Origin of the sequence: Bacillus sp. EU52 (genome assembly GCF_037964975.1) — a bacterium.
Lineage (GTDB): Bacteria > Bacillota > Bacilli > Bacillales > Bacillaceae > Bacillus > Bacillus subtilis.
Genome location: NZ_CP150177.1, coordinates 110,617 through 134,818 on the forward strand (window position 1 = coordinate 110,617; position 24,202 = coordinate 134,818).

23 protein-coding genes and 2 other annotated features are annotated in these 24,202 nt (G+C 42.7%); all 23 genes read left to right on the forward strand.

All coding sequences use genetic code 11. The annotated features are described in order from the left end of the window. The first annotated feature begins 42 nt into the window (after nt 1-42). The 23 genes from gltX to NSU05_RS00715 all read left to right on the forward strand — a co-directional run bounded on the left by gltX (nt 43) and on the right by NSU05_RS00715 (nt 24,123). Nucleotides 43-1,494: a glutamate--tRNA ligase gene (gene gltX / locus NSU05_RS00605; protein WP_014478617.1), complete on the forward strand. Its 1,452-nt coding sequence runs from the start codon at nt 43-45 to the stop codon at nt 1,492-1,494. Between the two features lie 2 nt (nt 1,495-1,496). After that, nucleotides 1,497-1,727 (forward strand) — a binding site (T-box leader). Between the two features lie 68 nt (nt 1,728-1,795). Further along, nucleotides 1,796-2,449 carry a serine O-acetyltransferase gene (cysE, locus tag NSU05_RS00610; RefSeq protein WP_038428274.1) on the forward strand — a complete coding sequence of 218 codons (654 nt, stop codon included), beginning with the start codon at nt 1,796-1,798 and terminating at the stop codon, nt 2,447-2,449. Further along, complete coding sequence (gene cysS / locus NSU05_RS00615; protein WP_029317181.1) at nt 2,446-3,846, forward strand: cysteine--tRNA ligase; 1,401 nt, start codon at nt 2,446-2,448, stop codon at nt 3,844-3,846. The genes cysE and cysS overlap by 4 nt, the downstream gene beginning before the upstream one ends. A 3-nt stretch (nt 3,847-3,849) precedes the next feature. Then, nucleotides 3,850-4,281, forward strand: coding sequence for a mini-ribonuclease 3 (locus NSU05_RS00620; protein ID WP_014475597.1), 432 nt, complete (start codon nt 3,850-3,852; stop codon nt 4,279-4,281). Beyond that, on the forward strand, nt 4,265-5,014 hold the full coding sequence (gene rlmB / locus NSU05_RS00625) for a 23S rRNA (guanosine(2251)-2'-O)-methyltransferase RlmB (protein WP_014475598.1): 750 nt from the start codon (nt 4,265-4,267) through the stop codon (nt 5,012-5,014). Before NSU05_RS00620 ends, rlmB begins: the two co-directional genes overlap by 17 nt. Before the next feature lie 6 nt (nt 5,015-5,020). Next, nucleotides 5,021-5,533 (forward strand): ribosome-dependent mRNA decay endonuclease Rae1/YacP, encoded by a 513-nt coding sequence (rae1, locus tag NSU05_RS00630; RefSeq protein WP_003235032.1) that lies wholly within the window; start codon nt 5,021-5,023, stop codon nt 5,531-5,533. A gap of 62 nt (nt 5,534-5,595) precedes the next feature. Continuing rightward, nucleotides 5,596-6,252, forward strand: a complete 657-nt coding sequence (gene sigH, locus NSU05_RS00635) for an RNA polymerase sporulation sigma factor SigH (protein ID WP_003225758.1) — start codon at nt 5,596-5,598, stop codon at nt 6,250-6,252. 92 nt (nt 6,253-6,344) lie between these two features. Continuing rightward, nucleotides 6,345-6,494, forward strand: coding sequence for a 50S ribosomal protein L33 (rpmG, locus tag NSU05_RS00640; RefSeq protein ID WP_003156421.1), 150 nt, complete (start codon nt 6,345-6,347; stop codon nt 6,492-6,494). Between the two features lie 33 nt (nt 6,495-6,527). Beyond that, the gene (gene secE / locus NSU05_RS00645) at nt 6,528-6,707 is read left to right on the forward strand and encodes a preprotein translocase subunit SecE (protein WP_004399676.1); all 180 of its coding nucleotides are present in this window, start codon (nt 6,528-6,530) and stop codon (nt 6,705-6,707) included. A 178-nt stretch (nt 6,708-6,885) separates the two neighbouring features. Then, nucleotides 6,886-7,419 (forward strand): transcription termination/antitermination protein NusG, encoded by a 534-nt coding sequence (nusG, locus tag NSU05_RS00650; protein ID WP_003225764.1) that lies wholly within the window; start codon nt 6,886-6,888, stop codon nt 7,417-7,419. A 167-nt stretch (nt 7,420-7,586) separates the two neighbouring features. Continuing rightward, nucleotides 7,587-8,012 carry a 50S ribosomal protein L11 gene (gene rplK / locus NSU05_RS00655; RefSeq protein WP_003156430.1) on the forward strand — a complete coding sequence of 142 codons (426 nt, stop codon included), beginning with the start codon at nt 7,587-7,589 and terminating at the stop codon, nt 8,010-8,012. Between the two features lie 94 nt (nt 8,013-8,106). Further along, nucleotides 8,107-8,805, forward strand: a complete 699-nt coding sequence (rplA, locus tag NSU05_RS00660; protein ID WP_003235040.1) for a 50S ribosomal protein L1 — start codon at nt 8,107-8,109, stop codon at nt 8,803-8,805. A gap of 45 nt (nt 8,806-8,850) precedes the next feature. Further along, nucleotides 8,851-8,991: a sequence feature (ribosomal protein L10 leader region), on the forward strand. A 65-nt stretch (nt 8,992-9,056) separates the two neighbouring features. Then, nucleotides 9,057-9,557, forward strand: coding sequence for a 50S ribosomal protein L10 (gene rplJ, locus NSU05_RS00665; protein WP_003235042.1), 501 nt, complete (start codon nt 9,057-9,059; stop codon nt 9,555-9,557). A gap of 45 nt (nt 9,558-9,602) precedes the next feature. Beyond that, entirely contained in the window at nt 9,603-9,974 is a 372-nt protein-coding gene (gene rplL, locus NSU05_RS00670; RefSeq protein WP_003156436.1) for a 50S ribosomal protein L7/L12, read from the forward strand. A gap of 89 nt (nt 9,975-10,063) precedes the next feature. Next, nucleotides 10,064-10,669, forward strand: a complete 606-nt coding sequence (locus NSU05_RS00675) for a class I SAM-dependent methyltransferase (RefSeq protein WP_003235045.1) — start codon at nt 10,064-10,066, stop codon at nt 10,667-10,669. 245 nt (nt 10,670-10,914) lie between these two features. After that, complete coding sequence (gene rpoB / locus NSU05_RS00680; RefSeq protein WP_009966326.1) at nt 10,915-14,496, forward strand: DNA-directed RNA polymerase subunit beta; 3,582 nt, start codon at nt 10,915-10,917, stop codon at nt 14,494-14,496. A gap of 61 nt (nt 14,497-14,557) precedes the next feature. Further along, nucleotides 14,558-18,157: a DNA-directed RNA polymerase subunit beta' gene (gene rpoC, locus NSU05_RS00685; protein WP_004399688.1), complete on the forward strand. Its 3,600-nt coding sequence runs from the start codon at nt 14,558-14,560 to the stop codon at nt 18,155-18,157. A 178-nt stretch (nt 18,158-18,335) separates the two neighbouring features. Continuing rightward, the gene (locus NSU05_RS00690; protein WP_003225778.1) at nt 18,336-18,584 is read left to right on the forward strand and encodes a 50S ribosomal protein L7ae-like protein; all 249 of its coding nucleotides are present in this window, start codon (nt 18,336-18,338) and stop codon (nt 18,582-18,584) included. A gap of 113 nt (nt 18,585-18,697) precedes the next feature. Further along, nucleotides 18,698-19,114 carry a 30S ribosomal protein S12 gene (gene rpsL, locus NSU05_RS00695; RefSeq protein ID WP_003225781.1) on the forward strand — a complete coding sequence of 139 codons (417 nt, stop codon included), beginning with the start codon at nt 18,698-18,700 and terminating at the stop codon, nt 19,112-19,114. Between the two features lie 41 nt (nt 19,115-19,155). Further along, the gene (rpsG, locus tag NSU05_RS00700; RefSeq protein ID WP_003225784.1) at nt 19,156-19,626 is read left to right on the forward strand and encodes a 30S ribosomal protein S7; all 471 of its coding nucleotides are present in this window, start codon (nt 19,156-19,158) and stop codon (nt 19,624-19,626) included. Nucleotides 19,627-19,679: 53 nt separating this feature from the next. Beyond that, nucleotides 19,680-21,758: an elongation factor G gene (gene fusA, locus NSU05_RS00705; RefSeq protein ID WP_003235056.1), complete on the forward strand. Its 2,079-nt coding sequence runs from the start codon at nt 19,680-19,682 to the stop codon at nt 21,756-21,758. A 119-nt stretch (nt 21,759-21,877) separates the two neighbouring features. Continuing rightward, complete coding sequence (gene tuf, locus NSU05_RS00710) at nt 21,878-23,068, forward strand: elongation factor Tu (RefSeq protein ID WP_003235058.1); 1,191 nt, start codon at nt 21,878-21,880, stop codon at nt 23,066-23,068. A 98-nt stretch (nt 23,069-23,166) separates the two neighbouring features. After that, nucleotides 23,167-24,123 (forward strand): alpha/beta hydrolase, encoded by a 957-nt coding sequence (locus tag NSU05_RS00715; protein WP_038428275.1) that lies wholly within the window; start codon nt 23,167-23,169, stop codon nt 24,121-24,123. Nucleotides 24,124-24,202: the final 79 nt, after the last annotated feature.

Below are 24,202 nucleotides of genomic sequence, written 5' to 3' on the forward strand. Positions count from 1 at the left end.
TTTGCCTGAGGCCATACATGACATGAAAGGAAGTATTTGAAAATGGGAAACGAAGTACGCGTCCGTTATGCACCGAGTCCAACCGGACATTTGCATATTGGAAATGCCAGAACGGCGCTTTTTAATTATTTATTTGCCCGCAATCAAGGCGGTAAGTTTATCATTCGAGTTGAGGATACAGATAAAAAGCGCAATATTGAGGGCGGAGAACAAAGCCAGCTGAATTATCTGAAGTGGCTAGGTATTGACTGGGATGAGAGTGTGGATGTCGGAGGAGAGTACGGCCCATACCGTCAATCCGAGCGTAACGATATCTATAAAGTGTACTATGAAGAGCTTCTTGAAAAAGGGCTTGCTTATAAATGTTACTGTACGGAAGAAGAGCTTGAAAAAGAGCGTGAAGAACAGATTGCCCGCGGAGAAATGCCTCGTTATTCCGGAAAACACAGAGACCTGACTCAGGAAGAACAGGAGAAATTTATCGCTGAAGGCAGAAAACCAAGTATTCGTTTCCGCGTGCCGGAAGGAAAAATTATCGCCTTCAATGATATCGTAAAAGGCGAAATTTCTTTTGAATCAGATGGCATCGGCGACTTTGTTATTGTGAAAAAGGACGGAACGCCGACTTACAACTTCGCGGTAGCGATTGATGACTACTTAATGAAAATGACACACGTGCTGCGCGGTGAGGATCATATTTCTAACACACCGAAACAGATTATGATTTATCAAGCATTCGGATGGGATATTCCTCAGTTCGGACACATGACGCTGATCGTAAACGAAAGCCGTAAAAAGCTCAGCAAACGTGATGAATCCATTATTCAATTCATCGAGCAGTACAAAGAGCTTGGCTACCTGCCAGAAGCACTGTTCAACTTTATCGGCCTGTTAGGCTGGTCACCGGTTGGAGAAGAAGAGCTTTTCACAAAAGAGCAGTTTATTGAAATTTTTGATGTAAATCGTTTATCTAAATCACCAGCTTTGTTTGATATGCATAAGCTAAAATGGGTTAACAACCAATATGTGAAGAAGCTGGATCTTGATCAGGTTGTTGAATTGACGCTTCCGCATTTGCAAAAAGCCGGCAAAGTTGGCACTGAGCTTTCTGCTGAAGAACAAGAATGGGTTCGCAAACTGATTTCCCTGTATCATGAGCAATTAAGCTACGGTGCGGAAATTGTTGAGTTGACTGATTTGTTCTTTACGGATGAGATCGAGTATAATCAAGAAGCGAAAGCTGTTCTGGAAGAAGAACAGGTTCCTGAAGTGCTCAGTACATTCGCAGCGAAGCTTGAAGAGCTTGAGGAGTTCACTCCGGATAACATCAAAGCATCGATCAAAGCAGTGCAGAAAGAAACTGGCCATAAAGGGAAAAAACTGTTTATGCCGATTCGTGTTGCTGTAACAGGGCAAACTCACGGTCCGGAACTGCCGCAATCAATTGAATTGATCGGTAAAGAGACTGCAATTCAGCGTTTAAAAAATATCTAAATAAATGATTGTTGACAGGGAAGAGTATAAAGCTTTAGGCCATTACAGAAAGGATCTCCATTGGCTGAGAGAGATCCATGAGCCGGGTTTTAGAAGTGCGCCCTTAAGACCTTTGAAGAACGTTTTTTGAAATCAGTATTCAAAGGCGGCCGCCGCCGTTACAGGCTGAAGTTGGGAGAGCAGAAGTCTGCTTTTCAAACAGAGTGGAACCGCGCGGTTAAAGCGTCTCTGTCATGTTTACATGCAGAGACGCTTTTTTTATTGGGTAGAGGAAATCAGATAGAGAAACGGGGGGAAGCATGTGTTTTTTAGAATGCTCAAAGAAGACATTGATACTGTGTTCGATCAAGATCCCGCAGCAAGAAGCTATTTTGAAGTGATTTTAACTTATTCCGGTTTACATGCTATATGGGCGCATCGGATTGCACATGCTTTATATATACGAAAATTTTATTTCCTTGCACGCCTTATATCTCAAGTAAGCCGATTTTTTACCGGGATAGAAATCCACCCCGGCGCTACAATCGGGAGAAGATTTTTCATAGACCACGGCATGGGGGTTGTCATTGGGGAGACATGTGAAATCGGCAATAACGTAACCGTTTTTCAGGGGGTTACCCTCGGGGGAACGGGGAAAGAAAAGGGAAAAAGGCACCCAACGATTAAAGATGACGCATTGATAGCCACAGGTGCTAAAGTGCTCGGTTCTATTACGGTCGGTGAAGGCTCAAAGATTGGGGCTGGTTCAGTAGTGCTGCATGATGTTCCTGATTTTTCAACAGTTGTCGGTATCCCTGGACGGGTCGTTGTACAAAATGGCAAGAAAGTAAGACGCGATTTAAACCATCAGGATTTGCCCGATCCAGTTGCTGACCGCTTTAAGTCTTTGGAACAGCAGATTTTAGAGCTGAAGGCAGAACTTGAAGACAGAAAAGAAAGGATCAATCAAAAATGACAATCACACTTTATAATACATTGACTAGACAGAAGGAAACATTCGTTCCTCTTGAAGAGGGAAAAGTGAAAATGTATGTATGCGGACCCACGGTTTACAATTACATTCATATCGGGAACGCGCGTCCGGCAATCGTTTACGATACGGTTCGAAACTATTTAGAGTATAAAGGCTATGATGTGCAGTATGTCTCTAACTTCACAGACGTAGACGATAAATTAATTAAAGCGGCAAATGAACTCGGTGAGGATGTACCCACCATTTCAGAGCGTTTTATTAAAGCATACTTTGAAGACGTAGGTGCGCTCGGCTGCCGAAAAGCCGACCTTCATCCGCGAGTAATGGAGAACATGGATGCCATTATCGAATTCGTAGATCAGCTCGTGAAAAAGGGCTACGCATATGAATCAGAAGGTGACGTATATTTCAAAACCAGAGCATTTGAAGGGTACGGAAAGCTTTCTCAGCAATCAATCGATGAACTAAGATCAGGTGCACGCATCCGGGTCGGCGAGAAAAAAGAAGATGCTCTTGATTTCGCACTGTGGAAAGCGGCAAAAGAAGGAGAAATCTCTTGGGATAGCCCTTGGGGGAAAGGACGTCCGGGCTGGCACATTGAATGCTCAGCAATGGTGAAAAAGTATCTCGGTGACCAGATTGATATCCATGCGGGCGGACAGGATTTAACATTCCCTCACCATGAAAACGAAATTGCGCAATCTGAGGCGCTGACAGGCAAAACGTTTGCGAAGTACTGGCTTCATAATGGTTATATCAATATTGATAATGAAAAAATGTCAAAATCACTAGGCAACTTTGTGCTTGTGCATGACATCATTAAACAGCATGATCCGCAGCTTTTGAGATTCTTTATGCTATCTGTTCATTATCGCCATCCGATTAACTATTCAGAAGAGCTTCTGGAGAATACGAAAAGCGCGTTCAGCCGTTTAAAAACAGCGTACAGCAATCTTCAGCACCGTCTGAACAGCAGTACGAATTTAACGGAGGATGACGATCAATGGCTTGAAAAAGTTGAAGAACACCGCAAAGCATTCGAAGAAGCGATGGACGATGATTTTAATACGGCGAATGCCATTTCAGTCTTGTTTGACTTAGCGAAACACGCCAATTATTATCTTCAGAAAGATCATACGGCTGATCATGTGATTACGGCGTTTATTGAGATGTTTGACCGCATTGTTTCTGTCCTCGGTTTTTCGTTGGGTGAGCAGGAACTTCTCGATCAAGAGATTGAAGACTTAATCGAAAAGCGAAATGAAGCGCGCCGGAATCGCGATTTTGCATTGTCAGACCAGATCCGCGACCAGCTGAAAAGCATGAATATCATTCTTGAAGATACGGCTCAAGGCACTCGCTGGAAACGGGGAGAATAACAGATGCTTGAATTTGATACGATAAAAGATTCTAAGCAGCTTAACGGTCTTGCGCTTGCTTATATAGGTGATGCCATTTTTGAAGTGTATGTCAGGCATCACCTGCTTAAGCAGGGCTTTACCAAACCAAATGATCTTCATAAGAAATCAAGCCGGATTGTTTCAGCAAAGTCACAGGCTGAGATCCTATTTTTTCTGCAGAATCAATCATTTTTTACGGAAGAAGAGGAAGCGGTGCTGAAAAGAGGCAGAAATGCCAAGTCAGGGACAATACCTAAAAATACAGATGTTCAGACGTACCGCTACAGTACAGCATTTGAAGCGCTTCTGGGCTACCTTTTTCTGGAGAAAAAAGAGGAACGACTTAGTCAGCTCGTAGCCGAAGCTATACAATTCGGGACGTCAGGGAGGAAAACAAATGAGTCAGCAACATGATTACGTCATAGGGAAAAATGCAGTGATCGAGACGTTAAAATCTGATCGGAAGCTGTATAAGCTGTGGATGGCGGAAAACACCGTAAAGGGACAAGCACAGCAAGTGATTGAGCTTGCCAAAAAGCAGGGAATCACGATTCAATACGTCCCGAGAAAAAAACTCGATCAAATGGTGACAGGACAGCATCAGGGCGTAGTGGCACAGGTTGCAGCGTATGAATATGCAGAACTGGACGATTTATATAAAGCAGCCGAAGAAAAAAATGAACAGCCTTTCTTCCTCATTCTGGACGAGCTTGAAGACCCTCATAATCTTGGTTCCATTATGAGGACAGCAGATGCGGTCGGCGCTCATGGCATCGTCATTCCAAAACGGAGAGCTGTCGGGCTGACAACAACAGTGGCAAAAGCTTCAACAGGAGCAATTGAGCACATTCCTGTAGCAAGAGTCACCAATTTGGCACGGACGTTAGAAGAGATGAAAGAGCGGGGAATCTGGGTTGTCGGAACGGATGCGTCCGCGCGTGAGGATTACCGTAATATGGACGGCAATATGCCTTTGGCTCTAGTCATCGGAAGTGAAGGAAAAGGGATGGGCCGCCTTGTGAAAGAAAAGTGCGATTTTCTCATTAAACTCCCGATGGCCGGAAAGGTAACTTCACTAAATGCATCTGTCGCGGCTGGTCTTTTGATGTATGAAGTCTACCGGAAACGAAACCCTCTGGGAGAATAAAGACCCATGGATATCCTGTTAGTAGACGGGTACAACATGATTGGAGCCTGGCCGCAGCTGAAGGATTTAAAAGCGAACAGTTTTGAAGAGGCGAGAGACGTACTGATTCAGAAAATGGCGGAATATCAATCGTATACAGGAAACAGGGTTATTGTTGTTTTTGACGCGCATCTCGTAAAAGGGCTTGAGAAAAAACAGACCAACCATAGAGTTGAAGTAATTTTTACAAAAGAAAATGAGACGGCTGATGAGCGGATAGAAAAGCTCGCTCAGGCTTTGAATAATATTGCGACTCAAATTCACGTTGCGACCTCTGACTATACTGAGCAGTGGGCGATTTTCGGACAGGGGGCATTGCGGAAATCGGCCCGGGAGCTTTTGAGAGAGGTAGAAACGATTGAAAGGCGAATAGAGAGACGGGTAAGAAAAATCACTTCCGAAAAGCCGGCGGGTAAAATTGCTTTATCGGAAGAGGTTTTGAAAACGTTTGAAAAGTGGAGGCGGGGAGACTTAGATTAAGTTGACGCTTTTTTGCCCAATACTGTATAATATTTCTATCTACGTGCGCCGGGGGGATCGGAGTGAATCTACAGAACAACAAGGGAAAATTCAACAAAGAGCAGTTTTGCCAGTTGGAGGACGAGCAGGTCATTGAAAAGGTTCATGTTGGGGACAGTGATGCGTTAGATTACTTGATTACGAAGTACCGAAACTTTGTTCGGGCAAAAGCAAGATCCTATTTCTTAATAGGGGCGGACAGAGAGGATATTGTTCAGGAAGGCATGATAGGCCTCTATAAGTCTATTCGTGACTTCAAAGAGGACAAGCTTACCTCATTCAAAGCTTTCGCAGAATTATGTATTACCCGCCAAATTATTACCGCAATAAAGACAGCTACTCGCCAGAAACACATTCCTTTGAATTCCTACGTCTCATTAGATAAACCGATTTTTGATGAAGAATCAGACCGAACGCTGCTGGATGTCATTTCAGGAGCGAAAACCTTAAATCCTGAGGAAATGATCATTAATCAGGAAGAATTTGATGATATTGAAATGAAAATGGGAGAACTATTAAGTGATTTAGAGAGAAAAGTACTCGTCTTATATCTCGACGGGAGAAGTTACCAAGAGATTTCTGATGAACTGAACCGACATGTGAAATCGATCGACAATGCCCTTCAGCGTGTGAAACGCAAGCTGGAGAAGTACTTGGAAATTCGCGAAATCAGTTTGTAATAGGAATTTATGCTATATTGACAGTATTTTTCTGACTATGATATGTTACTAAAGATAAGAACTAATGTCTATTTAGAAAAAGGTGTAATGACATGAGAAAAAAGATTACGTTAGCATGCAAGACATGCGGAAACCGTAATTATACGACAATGAAGAGCTCTGCATCAGCGGCTGAGCGATTAGAAGTAAAGAAATACTGCAGTACTTGCAATTCACATACAGCTCATCTTGAAACAAAATAGTTTTTGCGCTTTTAAATTGTGGAGGTCTTTTACATGCGTATTATGAAATTCTTTAAAGATGTTGGGAAAGAAATGAAAAAGGTAAGCTGGCCTAAAGGAAAAGAGTTAACGCGTTATACCATTACGGTAATTTCAACAGTTATCTTTTTTGTTATCTTTTTTGCCCTCCTTGACACAGGAATTTCTCAATTAATTCGTTTAATAGTTGAATAATGATCAGCAATACGTGCTATAATAGATCATAATATTACTTGCCAAAACCCGTTCAGCGGGTTTTTTATTGTGGCTTAAAATGAAAGTTATCATAGGCTTGCCGCCTATTTTTTGAAGCGTTATGGTAATTCACTAAAACCAAATGCGGGGAGGGAAGGACTGGACAGTCCTGAATAGAATGGAAAAGAATTGGTATGTTGTTCACACGTACTCTGGTTATGAGAATAAAGTAAAAGCCAACTTGGAAAAGCGTGTTGAATCAATGGGGATGCAGGATAAAATTTTCCGTGTAGTCGTACCCGAAGAAGAAGAAACGGATATCAAAAACGGCAAGAAAAAAGTCGTGAAAAAGAAAGTATTCCCTGGTTATGTGCTTGTTGAAATTGTAATGACAGACGACTCTTGGTATGTCGTCCGCAACACGCCGGGCGTTACTGGATTCGTAGGATCTGCCGGGTCAGGTTCAAAACCGACGCCGCTTCTTCCGGGGGAAGCAGAAACCATTCTGAAGAGAATGGGCATGGATGAACGAAAAACTGATATTGACTTTGAACTGAAAGAGACAGTGAAAGTAATAGACGGACCTTTTGCTAACTTTACAGGATCAATTGAAGAGATTGATTATGATAAAAGCAAGGTCAAAGTTTTCGTTAATATGTTTGGCCGTGAAACGCCGGTTGAGCTGGAATTTACCCAAATCGATAAATTGTAATGTGAAAAAACTTGAAATTGCTATATATAAATGATAATATAGCAAAGGTACGTCTTGGACTTATCCAAGGCAACTAGCATGATATTTCGTCATTCATATAAAGAATGAAACCTTGAGTGGGAGGGTTTACCCTATTACCACATCACGGACTTAAGGAGGTGTGTCTCGTGGCTAAAAAAGTAGTTAAAGTTGTAAAATTGCAAATTCCTGCTGGAAAAGCTAACCCAGCACCACCAGTTGGACCTGCACTTGGTCAAGCCGGTGTTAACATCATGGGATTCTGTAAGGAGTTTAACGCTCGTACAGCTGACCAAGCTGGTTTAATCATTCCTGTTGAAATTTCGGTTTACGAAGACCGTTCATTTACATTTATTACAAAAACTCCACCTGCTGCAGTATTGCTTAAAAAAGCAGCTGGAATTGAGTCTGGTTCTGGTGAACCAAACCGTAATAAAGTGGCAACCGTTAAGCGCGATAAAGTACGCGAAATCGCTGAAACGAAAATGCCTGACTTAAACGCAGCAGACGTTGAAGCGGCAATGCGCATGGTTGAAGGTACTGCCCGCAGTATGGGTATTGTAATCGAGGATTAATTTGTTTCTTGTCGGGTTGCGAGTTTTAACAAGTTCGCAACCCTTATTCGTGGGAGGTTATTCCGCTATAACCACATAAGGAGGAAATTTTAAAATGGCTAAAAAAGGTAAAAAGTACGTTGAAGCTGCTAAGCTTGTAGACCGTTCTAAAGCTTACGACGTCTCTGAAGCAGTAGCTCTCGTTAAAAAAACAAACACAGCTAAATTCGACGCTACAGTTGAAGTGGCTTTCCGTTTAGGGGTTGACCCTCGTAAAAACGACCAGCAAATCCGTGGAGCAGTTGTGCTTCCAAACGGAACTGGTAAAACTCAGCGCGTTCTCGTTTTCGCAAAAGGCGAAAAAGCGAAAGAAGCTGAAGCTGCTGGTGCAGATTTCGTAGGCGATACTGACTACATCAACAAAATTCAACAAGGCTGGTTCGATTTCGATGTTATCGTAGCTACACCTGACATGATGGGTGAAGTTGGTAAAATCGGTCGTGTACTTGGACCAAAAGGTTTAATGCCAAACCCTAAAACTGGTACAGTTACTTTCGAAGTTGAAAAAGCGATCGGCGAAATCAAAGCTGGTAAAGTTGAATACCGCGTTGATAAAGCTGGAAACATTCATGTTCCTATCGGTAAAGTTTCTTTCGAGGATGAAAAACTTGTTGAGAACTTCACAACAATGTACGATACAATCCTTAAAGCTAAACCTGCTGCAGCTAAAGGCGTTTACGTGAAAAACGTTGCTGTAACTTCTACTATGGGACCTGGTGTCAAAGTAGACTCTTCAACTTTTAACGTAAAATAATATTGACATGACATCAACATTCTGATATTATTCAAAATGTTGTAAAATAGAATATCATTTATACCGTAGACAGTAGGGGCCTAACCGCTTAATTATCCTACCGAGGTGTATATTATCACAGCTATTACGTTACGTATGCTTGTATATACAGCCTCCATGTCTCATGGAGGCTTTTTATATGGAATCCGTCGTCTCAGTCGTGATCACCTAACGGTATAAGTGTTACACAAGAATCTACAGGAGGTGTAACCATGAGCAGCGCAATTGAAACAAAAAAAGTTGTTGTTGAAGAAATTGCTTCTAAACTGAAAGAAAGTAAATCAACGATCATCGTTGACTATCGCGGACTTAACGTTTCTGAAGTAACTGAACTTCGTAAACAGCTTCGCGAAGCTAACGTTGAGTTCAAAGTTTACAAAAATACGATGACTCGCCGTGCGGTTGAACAAGCTGAGCTTAATGGTTTGAATGATTTCTTAACTGGACCGAACGCGATCGCATTCAGCACTGAAGATGTTGTCGCTCCGGCTAAAGTTCTTAATGACTTCGCTAAAAATCACGAAGCTCTTGAAATCAAAGCTGGCGTTATCGAAGGTAAAGTTTCTACTGTTGAAGAAGTGAAAGCTCTTGCTGAACTTCCATCACGCGAAGGCTTGCTTTCTATGTTGCTTAGCGTACTTCAAGCTCCAGTTCGCAACCTTGCTCTTGCTGCAAAAGCTGTGGCAGAACAAAAGGAAGAACAAGGCGCTTAATCTAATCAGTTTTTCATAAATTAAAACAAAATGGAGGAATTACAAATGGCTTTAAATATCGAAGAAATCATTGCTTCCGTTAAAGAAGCAACTGTACTTGAATTGAACGACCTAGTAAAAGCAATCGAAGAAGAATTTGGCGTAACTGCTGCTGCTCCTGTAGCTGTAGCTGGCGGAGCTGCTGCTGGCGGAGCTGCTGAAGAGCAAAGCGAATTCGATCTTATCCTTGCTGGTGCAGGATCTCAAAAAATCAAAGTTATCAAAGTTGTACGTGAAATCACTGGTCTTGGCTTGAAAGAAGCTAAAGAACTTGTTGACAACACTCCAAAACCACTTAAAGAAGGTATTGCTAAAGAAGAAGCTGAAGAGCTTAAAGCTAAACTTGAAGAAGTTGGCGCTTCTGTAGAAGTTAAGTAATCTTCACTTACCTGTAGGGGAAGCTCGCTTTTATGAGGCGAGCTTTTTCTTTGCCATTCTTTAAGCCATGAAAAAAGGAGGTTCTAATAATGAGTGAGCACTATTATTCAGAAAAACCTTCAGTGAAAAGCAACAAGCAAACCTGGTCTTTTAGGCTTCGGAATAAAGATTTCACGTTTACCAGCGACAGCGGGGTTTTTTCTAAAAAAGAAGTTGATTTCGGCTCCCGCCTGCTGATTGATTCTTTTGAAGAGCCTGAGGTTGAGGGCGGCATTTTGGATGTAGGCTGCGGGTACGGCCCGATTGGTTTATCGCTCGCCAGCGACTTTAAAGACCGGACTATCCACATGATTGACGTTAATGAGAGAGCCGTAGAACTATCAAATGAAAATGCGGAACAAAACGGAATAACAAACGTTAAGATTTATCAAAGCGATTTGTTTTCAAACGTTGATTCTGCTCAAACATTTGCTTCTATTCTTACAAATCCCCCAATCCGAGCCGGAAAAAAAGTTGTCCATGCTATCTTTGAGAAAAGCGCTGAACACTTAAAAGCTTCAGGTGAATTGTGGATCGTCATACAGAAAAAGCAAGGCGCGCCTTCTGCCATTGAAAAGCTCGAGGAACTGTTCGATGAAGTTTCCGTCGTTCAAAAAAAGAAAGGCTATTATATCATAAAAGCAAAAAAAGTTTGACTCGGTATTTTAACTATGTTAATATTGTAAAATGCCAATGTATATATTTTGCTTGATATGATGAATTGTCAATATCTATGTATAAATTATACAAGTATGGAAATGCTAATAAAATCGGTATTTGTTTTTGGATGTGGTTTTCTTAATTAGAAACCCTTTTTTCTTTTGTCTTGTAAAAGTATTTTCTTTCTTTGGAAGAAATGCTTATTACACATATAATACGCATGATTTGAGGGGTGAATCAGTTGACAGGTCAACTAGTTCAGTATGGACGACACCGCCAGCGCAGAAGCTATGCTCGCATTAGCGAAGTGTTAGAATTACCAAATCTCATTGAAATTCAAACCTCTTCTTATCAGTGGTTTCTTGATGAGGGTCTTAGAGAGATGTTTCAAGACATATCACCAATTGAGGATTTCACTGGTAACCTCTCTCTTGAGTTCATTGATTATAGTTTAGGTGAGCCTAAATATCCTGTAGAGGAATCAAAAGAACGTGATGTGACTTACTCAGCTCCGCTAAGAGTGAAGGTTCGTTTAATTAACAAAGAAACTGGAGAGGTAAAAGACCAAGATGTCTTCATGGGTGATTTCCCTATTATGACAGATACAGGTACTTTTATCATTAACGGTGCGGAACGTGTTATCGTTTCCCAGCTTGTTCGGTCTCCAAGTGTATATTTCAGTGGTAAAGTAGACAAAAACGGTAAAAAAGGTTTTACCGCAACTGTCATTCCAAACCGTGGCGCATGGTTAGAATACGAAACTGATGCGAAAGATGTTGTTTATGTCCGCATTGATCGCACACGTAAGTTGCCGGTTACGGTTCTTTTGCGTGCTCTCGGCTTCGGCTCCGATCAAGAGATTCTTGATCTCATAGGAGAAAACGAATACCTGCGAAATACGCTTGATAAAGATAACACAGAAAACAGCGACAAAGCGTTGCTGGAAATTTACGAGCGTCTCCGTCCTGGAGAGCCGCCTACAGTAGAAAATGCGAAAAGCTTGCTTGATTCTCGTTTCTTTGATCCGAAACGATACGATCTTGCCAATGTAGGACGCTATAAAATTAATAAAAAACTTCATATTAAGAATCGCCTCTTCAATCAGAGACTTGCTGAAACGCTTGTTGATCCTGAAACAGGAGAAATCCTTGCTGAAAAAGGCCAGATTCTTGATAGAAGAACGCTTGATAAAGTACTGCCATACTTAGAAAACGGAATCGGTTTTAGAAAGCTGTATCCGAATGGCGGCGTTGTTGAAGATGAAGTGACTCTTCAATCAATTAAAATCTTTGCTCCGACTGATCAAGAAGGAGAACAGGTTATCAATGTAATCGGCAATGCTTACATCGAAGAAGAGATTAAAAACATCACGCCTGCTGATATTATTTCTTCAATCAGCTACTTCTTCAACCTGCTGCACGGAGTAGGTGACACAGATGATATCGATCATCTTGGAAACCGCCGTTTACGTTCTGTAGGCGAGCTTCTCCAGAACCAATTCCGTATCGGTTTAAGCCGTATGGAGCGTGTGGTTCGTGAGAGAATGTCAATTCAAGATACGAATACAATTACGCCTCAGCAGCTGATCAATATTCGTCCTGTTATTGCGTCCATTAAAGAGTTCTTTGGAAGCTCACAGCTTTCTCAATTCATGGATCAGACGAACCCGCTTGCTGAATTAACGCACAAGCGTCGTCTGTCAGCATTAGGACCGGGCGGATTGACACGTGAGCGTGCCGGAATGGAAGTGCGTGACGTTCACTACTCCCACTATGGCCGTATGTGTCCGATTGAAACGCCTGAGGGCCCGAACATCGGTTTGATCAACTCACTATCATCTTATGCAAAAGTAAACCGTTTTGGCTTTATTGAAACGCCATATCGCCGCGTTGACCCTGAAACAGGGAAGGTAACGGGCAGAATCGATTACTTAACTGCTGATGAAGAGGATAACTATGTTGTCGCTCAAGCGAATGCTCGTCTTGATGACGAAGGCGCCTTTATTGATGACAGCATCGTAGCTCGTTTCCGCGGGGAGAACACTGTTGTTTCCAGAAACCGTGTAGACTACATGGATGTATCGCCTAAGCAGGTTGTATCTGCTGCGACAGCATGTATCCCGTTCTTAGAAAACGATGACTCCAACCGTGCCCTCATGGGAGCGAACATGCAGCGTCAGGCTGTGCCTTTGATGCAGCCGGAAGCGCCATTTGTTGGAACTGGTATGGAATACGTATCAGGAAAAGACTCTGGTGCCGCTGTTATTTGTAAACACCCTGGTATCGTTGAACGCGTAGAAGCGAAAAACGTTTGGGTTCGCCGTTATGAAGAAGTAGACGGTCAAAAAGTAAAAGGAAACCTGGATAAATACAGCCTGCTGAAATTTGTCCGCTCTAACCAAGGTACGTGCTACAACCAGCGTCCGATCGTAAGTGTCGGCGATGAAGTGGTAAAAGGAGAAATCCTTGCTGACGGTCCTTCTATGGAGCTTGGTGAACTTGCACTTGGCCGTAACGTAATGGTCGGCTTCATGACATGGGATGGCTACAACTATGAGGATGCCATCATCATGAGTGAACGCCTAGTGAAGGATGATGTTTATACATCTATCCACATTGAAGAATACGAATCAGAAGCACGTGATACGAAACTTGGACCTGAAGAAATCACTCGCGATATTCCAAACGTCGGTGAAGATGCGCTTCGCAATCTTGATGACCGTGGAATCATCCGTATTGGGGCAGAAGTAAAAGACGGAGATCTTCTTGTTGGTAAAGTAACGCCTAAAGGCGTAACTGAACTGACTGCAGAAGAACGCCTTCTTCACGCCATTTTTGGCGAGAAAGCCCGCGAGGTTCGTGATACTTCTCTTCGTGTGCCTCACGGCGGCGGCGGAATTATCCATGACGTTAAAGTCTTCAACCGTGAAGACGGAGACGAACTTCCTCCAGGTGTTAACCAGTTAGTACGCGTATATATCGTTCAGAAACGTAAGATTTCTGAAGGGGATAAAATGGCCGGTCGTCACGGTAACAAAGGTGTTATCTCTAAGATTCTTCCTGAAGAGGATATGCCTTACCTTCCTGACGGCACACCAATTGATATCATGCTTAACCCGCTTGGCGTACCATCACGTATGAACATCGGGCAGGTATTGGAACTTCACATGGGTATGGCCGCTCGTTACCTTGGCATTCACATTGCATCTCCTGTATTTGACGGAGCGCGAGAAGAGGATGTTTGGGAAACACTTGAAGAAGCCGGCATGTCTCGTGACGCCAAAACAGTGCTTTACGACGGACGTACTGGAGAGCCGTTTGATAACCGTGTATCTGTCGGTATCATGTACATGATCAAACTGGCTCACATGGTTGACGATAAACTTCATGCACGCTCTACAGGTCCTTACTCACTTGTTACTCAGCAGCCTCTTGGCGGTAAAGCGCAATTTGGCGGACAGCGTTTTGGTGAGATGGAGGTTTGGGCACTTGAAGCTTACGGTGCGGCTTACACTCTTCAAGAAATTCTGACTGTTAAGTCTGATGACGTGGTTGGACGTGTGAAAACATACGAAGCCATCGTTAAAGGCGACAATGTTCCTGAACCAGGTGTTCCGGAATCATTCAAAGTATTAATCAAAGAACTTCAAAGCTTAGGTATGGATGTCAAAATCCTTTCTGGTGATGAAGAAGAAATAGAAATGAGAGATTTAGAAGACGAAGAAGATGCGAAACAAGCTGACGGCCTGGCATTATCAGGTGATGAAGAGCCGGAAGAAACAGCATCTGCAGACGTTGAACGCGATGTAGTAACAAAAGAATAATCTCTAGTTATAAAGGCAAGTGACATCGGTTAATCCGAAGATAAAAAGGGAGGTAGGCCCCTTGCTAGATGTGAACAATTTTGAGTATATGAACATCGGTCTTGCTTCACCGGATAAAATCCGTTCATGGTCTTTTGGTGAAGTGAAAAAGCCTGAAACGATAAACTATCGTACGTTAAAACCTGAAAAGGACGGTCTATTCTGCGAACGCATTTTCGGACCGACTAAGGACTGGGAATGTCATTGCGGGAAGTACAAGCGAGTTCGTTATAAAGGCGTAGTTTGTGACCGCTGCGGAGTCGAAGTAACACGGGCTAAAGTCCGTCGTGAGAGAATGGGGCACATTGAACTGGCTGCCCCAGTTTCCCACATTTGGTATTTCAAAGGTATTCCAAGCCGTATGGGTCTTGTGCTGGATATGTCACCTCGTGCTTTAGAAGAAGTCATTTACTTTGCTTCTTACGTTGTAACTGATCCGGCGAATACACCGCTTGAAAAAAAACAGCTTCTGTCTGAGAAAGAATATCGTGCTTATCTTGATAAATACGGTAATAAATTCCAAGCATCTATGGGTGCTGAAGCAATTCATAAACTTCTTCAAGATATCGATCTTGTAAAAGAAGTTGATATGTTAAAAGAAGAGCTGAAAACTTCACAAGGACAACGCCGTACTCGTGCGATCAAACGTCTTGAAGTTTTAGAAGCCTTCCGTAACTCAGGAAACAAGCCTTCTTGGATGATCCTTGATGTGCTTCCTGTTATTCCTCCGGAGCTTAGACCGATGGTTCAGCTAGATGGCGGACGTTTTGCGACTTCTGATTTGAATGACCTTTATCGTCGTGTCATCAACCGTAACAATCGTTTGAAACGCCTTTTGGACCTTGGTGCGCCTAGCATCATCGTTCAAAACGAAAAGCGTATGCTTCAAGAGGCTGTCGATGCCCTAATTGACAACGGCCGCCGCGGACGCCCTGTAACAGGTCCTGGTAACAGACCGTTAAAATCTCTTTCTCACATGCTGAAAGGGAAGCAAGGCCGTTTCCGTCAAAACCTTCTTGGTAAACGTGTCGATTACTCCGGACGTTCTGTAATCGTTGTTGGTCCACATTTGAAAATGTACCAATGCGGATTACCGAAGGAAATGGCGCTTGAACTTTTCAAACCTTTCGTTATGAAAGAACTTGTTGAAAAAGGTCTTGCTCACAACATTAAGAGTGCGAAACGCAAAATTGAGCGCGTACAGCCTGAAGTTTGGGATGTACTAGAATCAGTTATTAAGGAGCACCCGGTACTGCTGAACCGTGCCCCTACACTTCACAGATTAGGTATCCAGGCGTTTGAACCAACGCTTGTTGAAGGACGCGCAATCCGTCTTCACCCGCTCGTATGTACAGCTTACAACGCTGACTTTGACGGTGACCAAATGGCGGTTCACGTACCATTATCTGCTGAAGCACAAGCTGAAGCACGCATCTTGATGCTTGCTGCTCAAAACATCTTGAACCCTAAAGATGGTAAACCGGTTGTAACACCGTCTCAGGATATGGTACTAGGTAACTATTACCTGACACTTGAGCGTGCCGGTGCTGTCGGTGAAGGTATGGTCTTCAAGAATACAGACGAAGCGCTTCTTGCTTATCAAAACGGATATGTTCACCTTCATACGAGAGTAGCTGTTGCAGCTAACTCACTTAAGAATGTGACATTTACCGAAGAACAGCGCTCAAAATTGTTAATTACAACTGTCGGTAAGCTTGTCTTCAATGAAATTCTTCCGGAATCATTCCCTTACATGAATGAACCAACGAAGAGCAACATTGAAGAGAAAACACCTGACCGTTTCTTCTTAGAAAAAGGTGCTGACGTTAAAGCTGTTATCGCACAGCAGCCAATCAATGCGCCGTTTAAAAAAGGCATTCTGGGTAAAATCATCGCGGAAATCTTTAAACGATTCCATATTACGGAAACGTCTAAAATGCTTGACCGCATGAAAAACCTAGGCTTCAAATATTCAACTAAAGCTGGTATTACAGTTGGGGTTTCTGACATCGTCGTACTCGATGATAAACAAGAAATTCTTGAGGAAGCGCAAAGCAAAGTTGACAACGTTATGAAGCAGTTCCGCCGCGGTCTTATCACTGAAGAAGAACGCTATGAGAGAGTCATCTCTATCTGGAGTGCTGCAAAAGACGTTATCCAAGGCAAACTGATGAAATCACTTGATGAACTCAACCCGATCTACATGATGAGTGACTCTGGTGCCCGTGGTAACGCATCTAACTTTACGCAGCTTGCCGGAATGCGCGGCCTGATGGCCAACCCGGCTGGACGTATCATTGAGTTGCCGATCAAATCAAGTTTCCGTGAAGGTCTGACAGTATTGGAGTACTTTATCTCCACACACGGTGCGCGTAAAGGTCTTGCCGATACCGCTCTTAAAACTGCTGACTCAGGTTACCTTACACGCCGTCTCGTTGACGTTGCGCAGGATGTTATCATCCGTGAAACTGATTGCGGAACTGACCGAGGCATTCTTGCTAAGCCTCTTAAAGAAGGAACTGAAACAATTGAGCGCTTAGAAGAACGCTTAATCGGACGTTTTGCAAGAAAACAAGTGAAGCACCCTGAAACAGGTGAAGTGCTTGTGAATGAAAACGAACTGATCGATGAAGATAAAGCTCTGGAGATTGTCGAAGCCGGCATTGAAGAAGTGTGGATCCGTTCTGCCTTCACATGTAATACGCCTCATGGTGTATGTAAACGATGCTATGGCCGAAATCTCGCTACTGGCTCCGATGTTGAAGTCGGTGAAGCTGTCGGAATCATTGCTGCCCAATCAATCGGTGAGCCTGGTACACAGTTAACAATGCGTACATTCCATACAGGCGGGGTTGCCGGAGACGACATCACACAGGGTCTTCCGCGTATCCAAGAGCTTTTCGAAGCGCGTAATCCGAAAGGTCAGGCAACAATTACAGAAATCGACGGTACAGTCGTTGAGATCAATGAAGTTCGTGACAAGCAACAGGAAATTGTGGTTCAAGGCGCAGTGGAAACACGTTCTTATACGGCACCTTACAACTCCCGCCTGAAAGTAGCGGAAGGAGATAAAATTACTCGAGGCCAAGTACTGACAGAAGGGTCAATCGATCCGAAAGAACTTCTTAAAGTGACTGACCTGACAACTGTTCAAGAGTATCTTCTCCATGAGGTTCAAAAGGTTTACCGTATGCAGGGTGTTGAAATCGGTGATAAACACGTAGAAGTAATGGTTCGCCAGATGCTTCGCAAAGTACGCGTAATTGATGCCGGTGACACTGATGTGCTTCCAGGTACATTGCTTGATATTCACCAATTTACTGAAGCGAACAAAAAGGTATTGCTTGAAGGCAATCGACCTGCTACAGGCCGTCCTGTCTTACTCGGTATTACAAAAGCATCTCTTGAAACTGATTCATTCTTATCTGCTGCTTCCTTCCAGGAAACAACACGTGTCCTTACAGATGCAGCGATCAAAGGTAAGCGTGACGAGCTTCTCGGCTTGAAAGAGAATGTTATCATCGGTAAGCTTGTTCCAGCTGGTACAGGAATGATGAAATACCGTAAAGTAAAACCAGTATCAAATGTTCAGCCGACTGACGATATGGTCCCGGTTGAATAACTGATTTAATGCTGCTGAAAGACTGCAAAAACAGTCTTTCAGCAGATATATTTATGAAAAAGTCACTCTATGAGAAGAACGAAACTAAAAAATGTCATACCTTGTTGACATTCGTCTCCTAGAATGATAATATAACCAAGGTGCTCGAAATAAACCTGTTACTTTGGAGGATATGTTTATGTCTTATGATAAAGTATCACAGGCCAAATCAATTATTATTGGTACGAAGCAAACAGTGAAAGCTCTAAAGCGAGGTTCAGTAAAGGAAGTAGTCGTTGCAAAAGACGCAGATCCGATACTCACGTCAAGTGTTGTTTCACTTGCTGAAGATCAAGGTATCTCTGTCTCAATGGTTGAATCCATGAAAAAGCTCGGCAAAGCCTGCGGAATTGAGGTAGGAGCAGCCGCTGTTGCCATTATTTTATAACGTACTTTTGTTTTTGCGTAAGATTCCATCTTGTGTAAAGACATTGTTTTTTGCCTTTTGATGAACCACCTGGGTATGTGGGTTATAAAACGTAATGAAGGGAGGAAAAATTCATGCCTACAATTAATCAGCTAATTCGCAAAGGACGCGTGAGTAAAGTAGAAAACTCAAAGTCTCCTGCACTTAACAAAGGATACAACAGCTTTAAAAAAGAGCACACTAACGTATCTTCTCCACAAAAACGCGGGGTATGTACTCGTGTTGGTACAATGACACCGAAAAAACCGAACTCAGCACTTCGTAAATATGCTCGTGTTCGTTTGACTAACGGAATCGAGGTTACTGCTTACATTCCTGGTATCGGTCACAACCTACAAGAGCACAGTGTTGTACTTATCCGCGGCGGACGTGTAAAAGACTTACCAGGGGTACGTTACCACATCGTTCGTGGTGCGCTTGATACTGCTGGAGTTGAAAACCGTGCACAAGGCCGTTCTAAATACGGTACGAAAAAACCTAAAGCAAAATAATATACGAAAATACGCATAATTGATGAAGGGAGGATATTCAGATGCCACGTAAAGGTCCTGTAGCAAAAAGAGATGTTTTACCTGATCCGATTTACAACTCTAAGCTTGTATCTCGTCTAATCAACAAAATGATGATCGATGGTAAAAAAGGTAAGTCTCAAACAATCCTATACAAGTCATTCGATATCATTAAAGAACGTACTGGCAATGATGCAATGGAGGTTTTCGAACAAGCATTGAAAAACATCATGCCTGTACTTGAAGTAAAAGCACGCCGTGTAGGTGGTGCGAACTACCAAGTTCCTGTAGAAGTTCGTCCTGAACGTCGTACGACTCTTGGACTTCGCTGGTTAGTTAACTACGCTCGTCTTCGCGGAGAAAAAACGATGGAAGAGCGTTTAGCTAACGAAATCCTTGACGCAGCTAACAACACTGGTGCTGCTGTTAAGAAACGTGAAGACACTCATAAGATGGCTGAAGCAAACAAAGCATTTGCTCACTATCGCTGGTAGGATTTATAGATTAACAAAACACAATTTCCTAATAAGGAAGGAGAAATTACCCAATGGCAAGAGAGTTCTCCTTAGAAAAAACTCGTAATATCGGTATCATGGCTCACATCGATGCCGGTAAAACGACAACTACAGAACGTATCTTGTTCTATACTGGTCGTATCCACAAAATTGGTGAAACTCATGAAGGAGCTTCACAAATGGACTGGATGGAGCAGGAACAAGAACGTGGTATCACAATCACTTCCGCTGCGACAACTGCACAGTGGAAAGGATACCGCGTAAACATCATCGATACTCCAGGACACGTAGACTTCACAGTTGAAGTTGAACGTTCTCTTCGTGTACTTGATGGTGCTGTTGCTGTACTTGACGCGCAATCAGGCGTTGAGCCTCAAACAGAAACTGTTTGGCGTCAGGCAACAACTTATGGAGTACCGCGTATCGTTTTTGTTAACAAAATGGACAAAATCGGTGCAGACTTCCTTTACTCTGTAGGAACTTTAAGAGACCGTCTTCAAGCAAACGCTCATGCAATTCAATTGCCGATCGGTGCTGAAGATAACTTCGAAGGTATCATTGACCTTGTAGAAAACGTTGCGTATTTCTACGAAGATGACCTCGGAACTCGTTCTGATGCAAAAGAAATCCCTGAAGAGTACAAAGAGCAAGCTGAAGAGCTTCGCAACAGCCTTATTGAAGCTGTATGTGAGCTTGATGAAGAGCTTATGGATAAGTACCTTGAGGGTGAAGAAATCACAATTGATGAGTTAAAAGCAGGAATTCGTAAAGGTACATTAAATGTTGAATTCTACCCTGTTCTTGTTGGTTCTGCCTTCAAAAACAAAGGTGTTCAACTAGTACTTGATGCTGTTCTTGACTACCTTCCTGCACCAACTGACGTTGCTGCAATCAAAGGTACACGTCCTGATACAAATGAAGAGATTGAGCGTCATTCTTCTGACGAAGAGCCATTCTCTGCATTAGCATTTAAAGTTATGACTGACCCTTACGTTGGTAAGTTGACGTTCTTCCGTGTGTACTCTGGAACACTTGATTCTGGTTCATACGTGAAAAACTCTACTAAAGGCAAACGTGAGCGTGTTGGACGTATTCTTCAAATGCACGCTAACAGCCGTGAAGAAATCTCTACTGTATACGCAGGGGATATCGCAGCTGCTGTAGGTCTAAAAGATACAACTACTGGAGATACTCTATGTGATGAGAAGGATCTTGTTATCCTTGAGTCAATGGAATTCCCAGAACCAGTTATCGACGTTGCTATTGAGCCTAAATCAAAAGCTGACCAAGATAAAATGGGTATCGCTTTAGCGAAACTTGCTGAAGAAGATCCTACATTCCGTACTCAAACAAACCCAGAAACTGGCCAAACGATCATCTCTGGTATGGGTGAACTTCACCTTGATATCATTGTTGACCGTATGAAACGCGAATTTAAAGTAGAAGCCAACGTTGGTGCTCCTCAAGTTGCGTACCGTGAAACATTCCGTACCGGTGCAAAAGTTGAAGGGAAATTCGTACGTCAGTCTGGTGGACGCGGTCAGTTCGGACACGTTTGGATCGAATTCGAACCAAACGAAGAAGGCGCTGGCTTTGAATTTGAAAATGCGATTGTCGGTGGGGTCGTTCCTCGTGAATACATCCCAGCTGTTCAAGCAGGTCTGGAAGATGCACTTGAAAATGGTGTACTAGCAGGCTTCCCGCTTATCGACATTAAAGCTAAACTTTTCGACGGTTCTTACCATGATGTTGACTCAAACGAAATGGCATTTAAAGTTGCTGCTTCTATGGCATTGAAAAATGCAGTCAGCAAATGTAACCCAGTTCTTCTTGAACCAATCATGAAAGTAGAAGTGGTTATTCCAGAAGAATACATGGGAGATATCATGGGTGATATCACTTCACGTCGCGGACGCGTAGAAGGTATGGAAGCACGCGGTAACGCTCAAGTTGTTCGCGCTATGGTTCCTCTTGCTGAAATGTTCGGTTACGCTACTGCACTTCGTTCTAATACGCAAGGTCGCGGTACGTTCACTATGCACATGGATCACTACGAAGAAGTGCCGAAGAGCGTCGCAGAAGAAATTATCAAAAAAAATAAAGGCGAATAATTGATTTTGCCGCTTAACTCAAGTATAACTACTATTGTAAGATGAGGAAGTGAAAGCTTTCTTTCACTTCCTATCACTCTATACATTACTAATTAAAAGCTCTTAAGGAGGATTTTAGAATGGCTAAAGAAAAATTCGACCGTTCCAAATCACATGCCAATATTGGTACAATTGGACACGTTGACCATGGTAAAACAACTTTAACTGCTGCTATCACAACAGTACTTCATAAGAAATCTGGTAAAGGTACAGCTATGGCGTACGATCAAATTGATGGTGCTCCAGAAGAACGCGAGCGCGGTATCACAATCTCTACTGCACACGTTGAGTACGAAACTGAAACTCGTCACTATGCACACGTTGACTGCCCAGGACACGCTGACTATGTTAAAAACATGATCACTGGTGCTGCGCAAATGGACGGAGCTATCCTTGTAGTATCTGCTGCTGATGGCCCAATGCCACAAACTCGTGAGCACATCCTTCTTTCTAAAAACGTTGGTGTACCATACATCGTTGTATTCTTAAACAAATGCGACATGGTAGACGACGAAGAGCTTCTTGAACTAGTTGAAATGGAAGTTCGCGATCTTCTTAGCGAATACGACTTCCCTGGTGATGATGTACCAGTTGTTAAAGGTTCTGCTCTTAAAGCTCTTGAAGGAGACGCTGAGTGGGAAGCTAAAATCTTCGAACTTATGGATGCGGTTGATGAGTACATCCCAACTCCAGAACGCGACACTGAAAAACCATTCATGATGCCAGTTGAGGACGTATTCTCAATCACTGGTCGTGGTACAGTTGCTACTGGCCGTGTAGAACGCGGACAAGTTAAAGTCGGTGACGAAGTTGAAATCATCGGTCTTCAAGAAGAGAACAAGAAAACAACTGTTACAGGTGTTGAAATGTTCCGTAAGCTTCTTGATTACGCTGAAGCTGGTGACAACATTGGTGCCCTTCTTCGCGGTGTATCTCGTGAAGAAATCCAACGTGGTCAAGTACTTGCTAAACCAGGTACAATCACTCCACACAGCAAATTCAAAGCTGAAGTTTACGTTCTTTCTAAAGAAGAGGGTGGACGTCATACTCCATTCTTCTCTAACTACCGTCCTCAGTTCTACTTCCGTACAACTGACGTAACTGGTATCATTCATCTTCCAGAAGGCGTAGAAATGGTTATGCCTGGAGATAACACTGAAATGAACGTTGAACTTATTTCTACAATCGCTATCGAAGAAGGAACTCGTTTCTCTATTCGTGAAGGCGGACGTACTGTTGGTTCAGGCGTTGTTTCTACAATCACTGAGTAATAGTATGATTTTAAACGAGACCCCTGCGGGTCTCGTTTTTTGTTTGCTTATCTTTTTCTTGTATAATAGGATCTATCATATTCGAGGGGTTAATATTTATGATTCCTGAAAAGAAATCAATCGCAATCATGAAAGAACTAAGCATTGGAAATACAAAGCAAATGCTGATGATTAATGGAGTTGACGTGAAAAATCCATTGCTCCTTTTTTTACATGGCGGGCCGGGAACGCCGCAAATCGGATATGTTAGACATTATCAAAAAGAGCTGGAACAGTATTTTACAGTAGTTCATTGGGATCAGAGAGGATCGGGGCTTTCTTATTCTAAGCGAATTTCGCAGCACTCTATGACAATAAATCACTTCATTAAAGATACAATCCAAGTCTCTCAATGGCTTTTAGCTCATTTTTCAAAATCAAAACTTTACCTAGCCGGTCATTCTTGGGGGTCAATACTGGCGCTTCATGTTTTGCAGCAGTGTCCTGATTTATTTTACGCGTATTATGGAATCAGCCAGGTTGTTAACCCTCATGATGAAGAATCAACTGCTTATCAACATATTCGTGAAATTTCTGAATCAAAAAAAGCCAGCTTATTATCTTTCCTCACACGTTTCATTGGTGCTCCGCCTTGGAAGCAGGATATCCAGCACCTTATCTATCGGTTTTGTGTCGAGCTAAGCAGGGGAGGCTTCACTCGCCGTCATCGTCAATCTCTAGCTGTATTATTTCAAATGCTTACTGGCAATGAGTATGGAGTGCGGAACATGCACAGTTTCCTTAATGGATTGCGCTTCAGTAAAAAACATTTAACTGATGAGTTGTACCGGTTTAATGCTTTTACATCAGTTCCTTCTATTAAAGTACCGTGTGTTTTCATTTCAGGGAAACATGACTTAATTGTTCCTGCTGAAATATCGAAACAGTATTATCAAGAACTTGAGGCACCCGAAAAGCGCTGGTTTCAATTTGAGAACTCAGCTCACACCCCGCATATTGAGGAGCCGTCATTATTCGCGAACACATTAAGTCGACATGCACGACACCATTTATGATAGATCCTTGATAAATAAGAAAAACCCCTGTATAATAAAAAAAGTGTGCAAACCATGCATATTTTAAATAAGTCTTGCA